Origin of the sequence: Oceanisphaera ostreae (assembly GCF_042676125.1) — a bacterium.
In the GTDB taxonomy this organism is placed as follows: Bacteria; Pseudomonadota; Gammaproteobacteria; order Enterobacterales; family Aeromonadaceae; genus Oceanimonas; species Oceanimonas ostreae.
In genome coordinates, this window is sequence record NZ_JBHTJS010000014.1 from 83475 (window position 1) to 96928 (window position 13454).

8 protein-coding genes and 5 tRNA genes are annotated in these 13454 nt (G+C 50.0%); 8 read left to right on the forward strand and 5 right to left on the reverse strand.

Translation table 11 applies throughout. From position 1 onward, the window contains the following. Positions 1–146 precede the first annotated feature (146 nt). From ACFQ1C_RS05025 to ACFQ1C_RS05045, 5 genes are all read right to left on the reverse strand, one after another. Positions 147–223, reverse strand: a tRNA-Pro gene (locus tag ACFQ1C_RS05025). 44 nt (positions 224–267) lie between these two features. Then, positions 268–344: transfer RNA gene (locus ACFQ1C_RS05030), tRNA-Pro, on the reverse strand. A gap of 86 nt (positions 345–430) precedes the next feature. After that, a tRNA-Leu gene (locus tag ACFQ1C_RS05035) sits at positions 431–515 on the reverse strand. A 36-nt stretch (positions 516–551) separates the two neighbouring features. Beyond that, positions 552–627, reverse strand: a tRNA-His gene (locus ACFQ1C_RS05040). 47 nt (positions 628–674) lie between these two features. Further along, positions 675–751 (reverse strand) — tRNA-Arg (locus ACFQ1C_RS05045). A gap of 224 nt (positions 752–975) precedes the next feature. Here ACFQ1C_RS05045 and ACFQ1C_RS05050 point away from each other — a divergent pair. From ACFQ1C_RS05050 to recG, 8 genes are all read left to right on the forward strand, one after another. Next, positions 976–1542: a TetR/AcrR family transcriptional regulator gene (locus ACFQ1C_RS05050; RefSeq protein ID WP_379557441.1), complete on the forward strand. Its 567-nt coding sequence runs from the start codon at positions 976–978 to the stop codon at positions 1540–1542. Between the two features lie 27 nt (positions 1543–1569). After that, positions 1570–2709: an efflux RND transporter periplasmic adaptor subunit gene (locus ACFQ1C_RS05055; RefSeq protein WP_379557442.1), complete on the forward strand. Its 1140-nt coding sequence runs from the start codon at positions 1570–1572 to the stop codon at positions 2707–2709. Positions 2710–2721: 12 nt separating this feature from the next. Beyond that, positions 2722–5796 carry a multidrug efflux RND transporter permease subunit gene (locus ACFQ1C_RS05060; RefSeq protein ID WP_379557443.1) on the forward strand — a complete coding sequence of 1025 codons (3075 nt, stop codon included), beginning with the start codon at positions 2722–2724 and terminating at the stop codon, positions 5794–5796. Positions 5797–6077: 281 nt separating this feature from the next. Continuing rightward, positions 6078–6275: a hypothetical protein gene (locus tag ACFQ1C_RS05065; protein WP_379557444.1), complete on the forward strand. Its 198-nt coding sequence runs from the start codon at positions 6078–6080 to the stop codon at positions 6273–6275. 138 nt (positions 6276–6413) lie between these two features. Continuing rightward, positions 6414–7307 carry a DMT family transporter gene (locus tag ACFQ1C_RS05070; protein WP_379557445.1) on the forward strand — a complete coding sequence of 298 codons (894 nt, stop codon included), beginning with the start codon at positions 6414–6416 and terminating at the stop codon, positions 7305–7307. 306 nt (positions 7308–7613) lie between these two features. Then, entirely contained in the window at positions 7614–9404 is a 1791-nt protein-coding gene (locus ACFQ1C_RS05075; protein ID WP_379557446.1) for an aminopeptidase P family protein, read from the forward strand. A 120-nt stretch (positions 9405–9524) separates the two neighbouring features. Continuing rightward, positions 9525–10874 carry a CDP-diacylglycerol--serine O-phosphatidyltransferase gene (gene pssA, locus ACFQ1C_RS05080; protein WP_379557447.1) on the forward strand — a complete coding sequence of 450 codons (1350 nt, stop codon included), beginning with the start codon at positions 9525–9527 and terminating at the stop codon, positions 10872–10874. 182 nt (positions 10875–11056) lie between these two features. Further along, positions 11057–13129 carry an ATP-dependent DNA helicase RecG gene (gene recG / locus ACFQ1C_RS05085; RefSeq protein WP_379557448.1) on the forward strand — a complete coding sequence of 691 codons (2073 nt, stop codon included), beginning with the start codon at positions 11057–11059 and terminating at the stop codon, positions 13127–13129. Positions 13130–13454 lie beyond the last annotated feature (325 nt).

The following is a 13454-nucleotide window of genomic DNA, read 5'->3' on the forward strand; positions in this document are numbered from 1 at the left end:
CTTAAAAGATTCGAACCTGCGAAAACACCCTCTCTGGTCCAACTTATTCCTAAGGGATGAGATGCGCTACCAAGCTGCGCTAAGGTGTCTCGTGTTTACTGAATTTTAGACAGAAAAAAGCCAGCTACATGAGCTGGCTTCTTAATTGGTCGGCGTTGCAGGATTCGAACCTGCGACCCTCTGGTCCCAAACCAGATGCGCTACCAAGCTGCGCTAAACGCCGTAAAACTTTTACTACTTTCAAACTAGCTACGCTAGTTTTGGAATTGGTCGGCGTTGCAGGATTCGAACCTGCGACCCTCTGGTCCCAAACCAGATGCGCTACCAAGCTGCGCTAAACGCCGAAATACTTCTTTATTCTTAAGGCCTAAGCCTTTTCACCGCTCTGCATTGTACTCCGTTAGAGTACAATTACAACTTATTGAAGTAGTGGTGCGAAGGGGGGGACTTGAACCCCCACACCCGAAGGCACTAACACCTGAAGCTAGCGCGTCTACCAATTCCGCCACCCTCGCACATTTCTTTACTACTTCCAGGCCGTAACCTGAAACTGGGGTGACTGACGGGGCTCGAACCCGCGACAACCGGAATCACAATCCGGGACTCTACCAACTGAGCTACAATCACCATTATTACTATTGCTTATGTTACTAAGCTTGTCCTCATACACTAGATGGCGCGCCCGACAGGATTTGAACCTGTGACCTCTGCCTCCGGAGGGCAGCGCTCTATCCAGCTGAGCTACGGGCGCTCGCATTTGGACGAGGCGAATATTAAGACCCAGCCACCTTCTTGTCCAGCACTATTTTATAATAAATGCTCACCTGGTCACTTTGCCAGCAAAGTGCTGTTTTTTTGCCTGGTAGACATGTTGTCCCCTTGTTGGGTAATTGACTTATAGGTGAAAACACCTAAAATCCCACAAAATGAATGAACGTTCATTCACAGGTCTTTTACACTGATGGCGGTAAAGTTATGCCAGATAAACGTGAACGTATTTTAAGCTCGGCCGAGGCTCTTATCGCTCGCCGGGGTTTTCATGGCATCTCGATGCAACAAGTCGCAAAGCAAGCCAAAGTGGCCACCGGCACTATTTATCGTTATTTCGCTGATAAAGAAACGCTATTGCGCTGCCTGCATGAAGAGCGACTGCGCGGTGCCTCGGTTGCTATCTTGCAAGGTGTGAATGCCGAACAGCCAAACTATGAGCAATTTTGTACGCTTTGGTTTAACACTATGCATTATTTGCAAGCCAGTCCCGATGGCCTGTGCTATCGGGTGCAGTATGAAGCCTCTCCTCTGTTCAACCGAGAAGAAGAGCGGAAAATGGATGAACGCTATTTTAAACCGGTGCATGAGTTTTTTGAGTGCGGTCGTATCAGCGGTTTATTCCGTGATATACCAGCCGAGTTATTGGTTTTTTTGGCCCTCGAAAATTTGATGTTACTTACACAAAAGTGCACTAAAGGCTGTATTGAGCTTGATGATGCTATGTATCAGCAACTGCTTGATGCCAGCTGGAACGCTATTCTTAAACGTTAATTATTATAAAGTTGCGGGAGTAAACTAATGAAAAAATGGACTCTGTCCATGTTGTTGCTGGTGATTCTCATCTTCGGCAGCGTCATCGGCTTTAACTTGTTTAAACAAAAGATGATGGGCGAATACTTCGCTAATATGCCGGTACCTAGCTTTCCGGTCACCACCACCGAGATAACACCCAAGGATTGGACTCCCCGCATTGCTGCCATTGGTTTTATTGAGCCTATTCAAGGCATTAATGTAAGCAATGAATCCGCTGGCATTGTTAGGGTGATTCACTTTGAATCTGGCCAACAAGTAAAAACCGGTGACACCCTGCTGGAATTAGACGCCGATGTAGAAAAGGCCAACTTGCGCAGTGCTCAAGGTCGAGTGCCTGCGGTAGAAGCTAATTTGAAACGGATGCGCCAGCTATTTACTCGTGGCTCTGTGTCTAAAGGCCAACTTGATGAAGCCCAAGCTAACTATCAAGAGTTGATAGGTCAGGTTGACTCGTTAAAAGCCACCATAGCGCGTCGCACTATTCGTGCACCGTTTGACGGTGTAATGGGTATTCGTAACGCCTTTTTGGGTCAATATTTGAACGCGGGTAGCGATATTGCACGCTTAGAAGACATCAGCCAGTTCCGTATTCGCTTTACCATTGCGCAAACGCGTATTGCCGATATAGCAGTGGGACAGTCGTTAAATATTTTTGTTGATGCCTACCCAACTACGCCATTTGAAGGCGAGATCACCGCGATTGAACCGCAGGTCAATCCAGGTTCAGGCGTAGTACAGGTACAAGCCAGCATTCCTAATAAAGACGGTAAGCTACGCTCTGGCATGTTTGCTAAGTTAGATGTGCAGTTACCCACTCAAACTGAGCAAATATTAGTACCGCAGCATGCGATTAACTTCACGCTTTATGGCCAAACTGTATATGTAGTTGAAGAGCAACAGCCAGAAGAAGGTAAAGCGAAAGCAGACGATGAATCCGTGCTGGTGGCAACGCAAAGAGTGATTGAGGTCGCCGAACGCGAAGATGATTATGCGCGCGTAGTAAAGGGCCTAAAGCTCGGCGAAATTATCGTGACTTCGGGTCAGGTACGTTTATCTAACGGCAGTCATGTGAAGCCGGTAGAAAACGATGCGCTAGACACCCCTGAGTCAGCGCCCCAGCTGTAAGCGGAGAATCTGATGCGTTTTACTGATATTTTTATTAAACGGCCGGTGTTAGCCATTTCGATCAGTTTACTGATCGTGCTGCTCGGCTTACAAGCACTGCAAAAAATGCAGGTGCGTGAATACCCAGAAATGACCAATACCGTGATCACGGTCAGTACCGGCTATTACGGTGCTAGTTCCGACCTCATTCAGGGCTTTATTACTCAACCCTTAGAGCAGGCCATAGCACAGGCTGATAATATCGACTTTATGAGCTCCAACAGTAGTAACGGCAGCTCAAGCATTACCGTGCAAATGAAGTTGAATACCGACTCTAATGCCGCCCTGTCCGATATTTTGGCTCGGGTCAACTCGGTGCGCTCGCAGCTACCTCAAGAAGCCGAAGATCCCAGCCTAGAGATGACCACAGGTGCTTCAACGTCCATCATGTATATCGCTTTTAGTAGTGACGAGCTAAGTGCCCCGCAGATCAACGACTACTTAGAGCGCGTAATACGGCCGCAGTTTTACTCGGTAGATGGCGTGGCCAAGATCAACCTATTTGGTGGCGCTAAGTTTGCGCTACGCATTTGGATAGATCCGCTGCGCATGGCGGCGCACAAGCTCACCGCCGCCGAGGTACTGTCAGTATTACAAGCTAACAACTACCAAGCAGCAGCCGGCCAGGCGACTGGCTATTTCATGGTGTATAACAGTGATATCAACACCCAGATAGAGAACCCCGAACAACTAGAATCTTTGGTGGTGGCCACCCGTGATGATGCGGTAGTGCGTTTGCGCGATATTGCTCAAGTGTCACTAGAAAAAAGTCATGACGTAGTGCGTGCGCTGGCCGATGGTCAACCCGCCGTGGTGATTGGTGTGGATCCTACGCCTTCGGCTAACCCGTTAAGTGTGGCTGAAAACGTGCGTAACATGTTGCCTGAGCTAGAAAGCAACATGCCTGACACCATCAAGATGCAACTGCTTTACGATGCGACCGATGCCATTAACGAGTCTATTAGTGAGGTTATTAAAACCATACTAGAAGCGTCGTTAATCGTAGTTATCGTGATCACGCTGTTCTTGGGCTCGTTTCGTGCAGTATTAATCCCGATTATTACTATTCCTCTGTCACTGATTGGTGTCGCGATACTAATGAGCGCATTTGGTTTTAGTATCAACCTCATGACGTTGCTCGCCATGGTATTGGCTATCGGTTTGGTGGTGGATGACGCCATCGTGGTGGTAGAGAACGTCGACCGGCATATTAAAGCGGGCGAAGAACCCTATCGAGCGGCCATTATTGGCACCCGTGAAATTGCGGTGCCGGTCATTACCATGACCATCACCTTGGCGGCGGTGTATGCGCCTATTGCCCTGATGGACGGCATTACTGGCTCTTTGTTTAAAGAGTTTGCGTTAACACTGGCCGGTGCGGTGTTTATCTCAGGCATAGTAGCGCTTACGCTGTCACCTATGATGTGCTCTAAGCTGCTTAAGCCGCACACCAATCCCAACCGTTTTGAACGCGGCGTAGAAAACACGCTCGATAAGCTGACCCACAACTATTCTCGTATGTTGGATGCGGTATTGGCGAAACGCCCCGTGGTGATTGCCTTTGCAGTATTGGTGTTTGCCTCTATGCCGGTGCTGTTTAGCTTTATCCCCAGCGAATTGGCTCCGAGTGAAGATAAGGGTGCCTTCTTGATGATGGCTAAAGCCCCTAACTCAGCCAACCTCGATTACATCGAAAACAACATGCGTAAAGCGGTTGAGGTATTGGATAAAGAAGATGGCCTAGCCACTTCTCTGACCATTGCCGGTGTGCCTAACGCCAACCAAGGCCTAGCGGTCGCGGTGCTTAAACCGTGGAGCCAGCGTGATGGCCAAAAAGCGGTTATCGACCGCCTTACGCCACAACTGAAGGCCATCCCATCGGTGGCGATCAGCGCCTTTGAGTTCCCTGAGTTGCCCGGCGCTTCTAGTGGTTTGCCGGTGCAATATGTACTGACTACGCCTAACTCGTTTGAAAGCCTATATGAAGTGGCGGCCGATGTGCTGAAAAAAGTCAGTCAAAGCCCGATGTTCGTGTATAGCGAGCTGGACTTGGCCTTTGACTCGGGCACCATGAAAATTAAGGTAAACCGCGATAAAGCCGGTGCTTATGGTATCACTATGCAAGATATTGCCACGACCTTGTCGACCATGATGAGTGATGGCTACGTTAACCGCGTGGACTTAGATGGCCGCAGCTATGAGGTGATCCCACAGGTTTATCGTAAAGATCGACTCAACCCGGACTCTATCAGAGATTACTATGTGCGTGCGGGCAATGGCGACATGGTGCCGTTGTCTAACCTCGTTTCTATTACTATGGAAGCTCAGCCTCGCTCCCTGCCCCATTACAACCAGCTGAACTCGGCAACCATTGGTGCCGTGCTTACGCCGGGGATATCGATGGGTGATGCGATTAACTTCTTAGAGCAAGATGTGTCAGCCAACTTACCCAAAGGCTATAGCCACGACTACTTAGGTGGTGCTCGCCAGTTTGTTACTGAAGGTAACGCGCTGTACATGACCTTCTTGTTGGCTTTGTTCATCATCTTCTTGGTGTTGGCATCGCAGTTTGAAAGTGTGCGTGACCCCTTGGTTATCATGGTGTCGGTGCCGTTGGCTATTTCTGGCGCCTTAATTGCCTTGGCGTGGGGACTAGCCACCATGAACATTTATACTCAGGTGGGGCTAATTACGCTGGTGGGGGTCATTACCAAGCACGGTATCTTGATGTGTGAAGTGGCAAAAGAAGAGCAGCTTGCCGGCGCCAGCCGCACCGATTCAATCCGCATCGCGGCTCGTATTCGTCTGCGCGCAATCTTGATGACCACCGCAGCCATGGTAGCAGGCTTAGTACCGCTACTATTTGCTGTAGGTGCTGGTGCGATTTCACGCTTTGGCATGGGCATTGTTATTGTGTCTGGCTTGAGTATTGGTACCTTGTTTACGTTGTTTGTGTTGCCGGTTATTTACACCTTCTTGGCATCAAAACACAAGCCACTGCCGGTGTTTGATGAAGACCAAGCACCTAAGATGGTAGACAACCACTAATCTGGTTTATATGCCATAACATGAATAAAGGGCTGCTAACGCAGCCCTTTTTATTGGATAGGATTTAGGGATATCGGTAAGCCTATCCTTTAACCACAACCTTGCAGTCGAGTCAGAGGCACCTAAGCCGTCGGTTGGAAACATTATAGATAACAGAAACCCTTTGTAGCCCGTCGCTTTAGCTGGCGTTCCTGTGGAGCAGAATGGGGTTATGGCGTATCGTGGAAGGCGGTGTGCTAGCTTAATTTAGCTAGGAGATAAAAATAACCGAGGAGAAAGCGATGCTGGGAATATTATTATTGGGGTTAGCCATCGGCGCCGTACTCTTGGTAGTTAACCAAGGGCGTGGCCACACCGAGATAACACTGCGGGTACAGCAATTAGAGACTCAGAATTTTCAGCTACGCGAGCGAGTGCAGGTATTAGAAGAGTTGGTACTGGAAAAAGAAAAACAACGTCCGTTTAATGACCTCAAATAACCATGTTGCAGTAAACACCCATCACATCTCACGCTTTACTCCTCAGGTTAAGAGCACTGGGCTTGATCCTGCTAGCCGCACTACCTAGACTGCTCTTTTGCCCTTGCGCGGGCCTACTCTCAGTTAATGAAGCAGCAAATGAAGCAGCAGATAAAAAATCAAAGAAAAGCCTATATTTACGGCTTAGGTGCCGTGGCTTGTTGGTCTACCGTCGCCACCGCTTTTAAGCTATCGCTGGGCTATTTTTCACCGGCACAGTTATTACTGGTGGCCACCGTAACTTCAGCCCTGTTATTGCTGAGTATTTTGGCGTGGCAAAGAAAATTGGTCTTATTAGTCCAGAGTTTTAAAGCACATCCCCGTTATTATCTGCTGCTGGGGATGATAAATCCTACGCTGTATTATTTGGTGTTGTTTCAGGCTTACGACCGATTACCGGCGCAACAGGCACAAACACTGAATTATACGTGGGCAATTACCCTCACCTTATTAGCGGTGCCATTTTTAGGGCAGACCATTCGCAAGCAAGACTGGATAGCCATATTGCTGGGCTATTTAGGAGCCATGGTGATCGCCACCAAAGGCGACTTGCTGAGTTTAAATTTTGAAGACCCGTTCGGCGTGGCGCTGGCGTTATTTTCCACCTTGCTGTGGGCCGGTTATTGGATTCTAAATGCCCGCCATCAAGGCGATCCGCTGGTTACCCTCACCTTAAGCTTCTTACTGGCCTTGCCGTTAGTCGTTATCGCCACCGCCCTGTGGTCTGATTTCCAGTTAACCGCGTGGCAAGGTTGGGTGGGCGCCATTTATATTGGGTTCTTCGAGATGGGCTTCGCCTTCGTATTGTGGCTGCTGGCCATGCGTTATGCCGAGCACACTGCACGTCTCTCGAATCTTATTTTTATCTCGCCTTTCGTGTCGCTCTTGCTGCTGTACTTTTTGGTAGGCGAAGAAATTTACCCCGCCACCCTAGTCGGCCTATCGATGATAGTCGCCGCGCTGCTAATCCAGCAGCTGAAGATAAAGCGGTAAGCTTTCAGCTTTAAGCGATCAGCCACAGCAGGCCAAAACATATTTCGCAACGAAAACCGCGGAAAAATAGTGATCAAACCGGCAAGGGATCTTGATGGTAAAAGCTGATACTAGACATAAGCAACAGTGACAGACGAAGTAGAAACTAAATATGCAGGTGAGTTTGGTTTTGTCTTTAGCGTATAGCGTAAGACGTACCGCTTTCTTTTCTCTTCACAGTTCCGTGGATTTCGTGGCAAAAATATTTTTTATATTTTGGTATAGTCTGTAGCTGACCGCAGTATTTATTCTCGTTAAGGAGCCCCCATGTCCCACGCCAATCGTCTAGCGGCCGTTCGTTGCGCTATGGCCGAAAACAGCATTAACGCTTTTATTGTGCCCCACGACGACGAGCATTTAGGGGAGTATATTCCGCCTTATGCCGAACGGTTGGCTTGGATAAGCGGCTTTACTGGCTCCGCCGGTGCCGCCGTGGTGCTAACCGACAAGGCGGCGGTGTTTGTGGATGGGCGTTACACGGTACAAGTTCGCCAGCAGTGCGATGCGACACTGTTTGGTTACCATCACCTCATTAGCGAACCTTATCTAGATTGGCTGCTAACTGAGCTAAACGCCGGCGATAAGGTGGGCTTTGACCCGCACCTGCACAGTCAGAGCTGGTATCAGAATGCCGAGGAAAAGCTGGCGGCACACCATATTACGCTAGTGCCGGTGAGTAATAACTTGATTGACGAACAGTGGCACGACCGTCCCGTGCCTGATTGTCATGCTGCGCTATTGCTAAGCCAAGATTACAGCGGCCAACATAGTGAAGCTAAACGCAGCCGTATTGCACAAGACTTGGCAGCCTTGCAGGTAGATGTTCAGTTACTTACTCAAGCCGAGCCCATTAACTGGTTGTTGAATATTCGCGGCCGCGACATTAGCTGCTTGCCGGTGGTGCTGAGCTTCGCCCTATTACATCAAGATGGCAGCGTGCAATTATTTGCCGATCCTGCCAAGTTTGCTGGTTTAGACTTGCAGGCGCACAGTGGCAACAACGTGAGTCTGTTGCCGGTTAATGAATTGGCGACGGCCTTGCAAGCATTGGGTAAACAAGGCGCGCGAGTACAGCTCGACCCAACTACGGCCAACGCATGGAGCGCACTGGTATTAAGCGAAGCCGGTGCCGAACTGGTCTATGACGATGATCCTTGTATGCTGCCTAAAGCCTGCAAAAATCCTGTAGAAGTAAACGGCAGTCGCACCGCCCATCTGCGTGACGGTGCCGCCGTAAGCCGTTTTTTAGCCTGGTTAGATAGACGTATAAATCAAGCCAACCCCGAGCTAGAACACGAAGGTACATTGGCCGATAAGCTAGAAGGTTTTCGCGCTGCTAACAGCGAATTTGTTGAACCCAGCTTTAGTACTATTTCGGCATTAGGCCCCAATGCAGCCATGTGTCACTACCATCACCTTAACGGTACGCCCCGCACCTTGGGCCAAGATGCTATCTATTTAGTCGACTCTGGCGGTCAGTACTTAGACGGCACCACAGATATCACGCGCACGGTGGCGGTGGGCGAGCCCGATGCCGAAATGCAGAAGCTGTTTACCTTGGTAATGCGCGGCCATATCGACTTGGCCGATGCACGTTTTCCAGCGGGAACCGGTGGCCAGCAGCTGGATGCCTTGGCTCGTATGCCACTGTGGCAACAAGGCTACAACTTCGATCATGGCACCGGTCATGGTGTAGGTCATTATTTAAGCGTGCATGAAGGTCCGCAGCGTATTTCGCCTAAAGGCAGCATAGTCCCTTTAACAACGGGCATGATAGTGTCTAACGAGCCAGGTTATTATCGCGAAGATGGTTTTGGTATTCGCTGTGAAAACCTGCAGGTGGTGCAGCCCGCAGACTTGGGCGGCGATATTCCGGTGTTTGAATTTGAAACGCTCACCTTTGTCCCCTTCGACCGACGTTTAATTGATAACCACTGGCTAGAAGACAAGCACATTCAATGGCTTAACCAATATCACGCCCAAGTATGGGAAAACATTAGCCCACAACTTGAAGGTGATGATTTAGCCTGGTTAGAACAGGCTACCCGCCCTATTTAAGGCAGGATTATAGCCAGAACGACGGTAATTTGCCGCCCCCCGCTAAAATTCGGTAAACTGCCTGCAAATATTGTCGCTTAAGTATGGTCTTGGGCGACAACTTATTAACCGGATTGATTTATGCCACTAGTTCATAACTACCGAGCCTTGCTACAGCGTTTACCTGCGCTGGCCATCAATGCCGAGCAAATGGGCATTCTGCATTCAGCCCTCGGCTTTAAACAGCGATTGCTAGAACTGATTAGTGCCGCTCAACAGCGCATTTATCTGGTTGCCCTATATTTGCAAGATGACGCCGCCGGTCGGGAAATTTTGACTGCTCTTTATGAGGCGAAACAGGCGAATCCAGCATTGGAAATTTGCTTGTTTGTCGATTTTCATCGGGCACAACGCGGTTTAATTGGCCATAAAGGCCAAGGCGGCAACCACAAAATGTACCAAGAATTTAGCGAGCGCTATGCCGAACCCATTGATATTTACGGTGTACCGGTAAAAGGCCGAGAAGTGTTGGGTATTTTGCACCTCAAGGGATTCGTGTTTGATGATACGCTGCTCTATTCCGGCGCCAGCCTCAACGATATTTACCTGCACCAGCAAGACCGCTACCGCTTTGATCGCTATCATCAGTTTAACGACGCTAAATTAGCCGATACCATGGTCGACTACATGGCGCGTCTGTTTCTCGATAATCCGGCGGTACCACTACTCACTGCTGAGCCCATTCCTACCGCGCGCCAGCTACGCCCCGTTATTCGCCAGTTTAAGCAACAAATGAAGCGTGCCCAGTATCAATTTACCAGCGAAACGCGACACTCAGGTCAGGTTTCGGTGACGCCGCTGGCAGGTTTAGGAAAAATTGGCAATCGCCTCAATCGCGCTATTCGTACTACCTTACGCAGCGCAAAACAGCAGTTATTTGTATGCACTCCTTATTTCAACTTGCCTAAACCGCTAGCGAAAGATATTCGCGGCCTGCTTAAGAAAGGGGTAGCAGTAACGATAGTCATTGGTGATAAGACCGCCAACGACTTTTATATTGCGCCCGAAGAGCCATTTCGTACTATAGGCGGCCTGCCCTATTTATATGAAACTAACTTGCGTCGTTTTGCCCGCGCTCACCAAACCTCAATTTATCAGGGTAAGCTGAACATTATGCTGTGGCGTCACGATCGCAACTCGTACCACCTTAAAGGGCTGTTTGTGGATGACGATTTGGCGGTGATTACCGGCAATAACCTTAACCCGCGCGCGTGGGGGCTGGATTTGGAAAATGGCCTCTTGCTGCAAGATCCCGAGCACCTATTGCAGCCCAGCTTTATGGCAGAAAAAGCCAATATCCTTGAACACTGCCAGCGCGTTGAACATTTCTCAGAGATTGAAGAAATAGCCGACTATCCCGCCCCAGTACAGCGCCTACTGAAACGCGTACAACGCACCCGAGCCAATGTGTTGCTTAAAAGGCTGCTTTAAAGACAGCTATAAGCGGTAAGCTTTAAGCCGTCAGATAAAACCAAACTAAAAACACCAATCTCTGCGAGTTTGGTGTTTTCTCTTTAACTGATCGCTGACAGCTGAAGGCTTACCGCGGCTCTTGCTCCCTTTTTATTCCGGGCTTTGCTATTCTCTGTATATATTTACAGGGTGGGGCCGTTATGAATCTGGACAAGATGTCCCTGAGTTTGCTCAAGGGCGTGGGCGACAAGATGCTGGAAAAATTGCAACGGTTGGGTTTAGAAACCGTGCAAGACTTGTTGTTTCATCTGCCATTGCGCTACGAAGATCGCACGCAGGTTTATCCCATTGCAGGGCTCATGCCCGGCATGCATGTATCGGTGATCGGTGAAATAGTCGATAGCAATATTAGCTATGGCCGCAAACGGATGCTGCTGTGCCGCATGCGCGATAACACCGGTAGCCTGACACTGCGCTTTTTCAACTTTTCTGCTATTCAAAAAAACGGCCTCACTGCGGGCACGCAAATTCGTGCTTTTGGCGAAATACGCCCCGGCCAACACGGTCTAGAAATCATCCATCCAGAGTACAGCTTGCAGCAAGGTGAGTTGCCGGTTGCCAGCGAAACCTGCTTCACTCCGGTTTACGGCGCCACCGAAGGTTTGCGCCAAATCACCCTGCGCCAGCTCACCGATCAAGCGCTCGCTTTGCTAGAGCAAACGCCTTTGCAAGAGTGGTTACCCGATGGCTTGTACGATCGGCAAATGAGCCTCAATAACGCGGTGCGATTGTTACATCGGCCACCGGCTGATGTGGTGCTGTTTGAGCTTGAACAAGGCACGCACCCCGCCCAACAACGCTTGGTAATGGAAGAACTGCTGGCTCATAACCTGTCGGTACTCAAGGTACGCGAACACAGTCAGGCGCACCAAGCCCGCGGCTTAAACTATCCCAAAGCATTAATTGATGACTTTCTAGCACAGCTACCTTTTACCCCTACCGGAGCCCAGCACAGGGTAGTAAGCGAGATTAACGCCGACTTACAAAAAAATGTGCCCATGATGCGGCTCGTACAAGGGGATGTGGGCTCAGGTAAAACACTAGTGGCGGCACTGGCGGCCTTGCAGGTGATTGGTAATCAGGGTCAAGTGGCATTAATGGCTCCCACCGAACTGCTTGCCGAACAACATGCCAATAACTTTGCTGCTTGGCTGGCACCGTTAGGCATTCAGGTAGGCTGGCTGGCGGGCAAGGTAAAAGGCAAAGCGCGCCTCGAGCAGCTAGAGCGCTTGGCCAGCGGTGAAGTGGGCATGATCGTCGGCACTCACGCGCTATTTCAAGAACAAGTAAAGTTTAATGCGCTAGAGCTGGTGATCATCGATGAGCAACACCGCTTTGGCGTGCATCAGCGCTTGGCCTTGCGCGAAAAAGGCAGCCAAGGGGAGTTTTATCCGCATCAGCTGATTATGACGGCGACCCCTATTCCACGCACCTTGGCCATGACCGCTTATGCGGATCTCGACACCTCTATTATCGACGAGCTACCACCGGGCCGCACCCCCGTCACGACGGTCGCCATGCCCGACACTCGCCGCGAAGATATAGTGGCCCGAGTACGCGAGGTATGTCGCGAACAAGGCCGCCAAGCCTATTGGGTATGTACTCTAATTGATGAGTCTGAAGTATTGGAATGCCAAGCGGCAGAAGATACTGCCACCGAACTTACCGCGCAATTACCCGAGCTGGCCGTTGGCTTAGTTCACGGGCGGATGAAGGCGGCAGAAAAGCAGGCGGTAATGGCGGACTTTAAGTCCGGCAAGTTAGACTTGCTGGTAGCCACCACCGTAATAGAAGTGGGCGTGGATGTGCCTAATGCCTCGTTAATGATTATCGAAAACCCCGAGCGTTTAGGCCTAGCTCAGTTACACCAATTACGTGGCCGCGTCGGCCGAGGGGCGGTGGCATCACATTGCGTATTGTTGTATCACGCGCCACTAACCAAAACCGCCAGCCAGCGCCTCGGTGTGCTGCGCGATACTAACGACGGCTTTATTATTGCGCAAAAAGACTTAGAAATTCGCGGCCCCGGCGAACTGCTCGGCACCAAGCAAACCGGCTTGGCAGATCTAAAAATCGCCGACCTCATACGCGACCAACATCTATTACCCGAAGTACAACGCTTGGCCCGATACCTGGTAGACGCCCACCCCCAAGTAGTCGCACCGCTCATTCGCCGCTGGCTAGGCGAGCGAGATCATTATGGGAAGGTTTAAAACACAGCGGTAAGCTAGAAGCTGGAAGAAAAACCTAAAGACCCTTTCGCCACGGAATACACGGAAGAACACGGAAAAATAGCGATCAGATCTGAAAGGGATCTTGATGGTGGTAAGAGCTGGGATTAGACCTAAGCAAAAGTGACAGGCGAAAAAGAGACTGAATATCTAGGCTGGTTTGGGTGTAATCTTTAGGCCGCCTTACCGGTATCGGGGCTTCGTCATGCTGAACTTGATTCAGTACCGGCATGACAGCCCCGGTATCTTACCCTTTGTTGAGCTTGGCGTTATCTCTATGCCGTCTTGCCGGACTTGCTCCGGTATC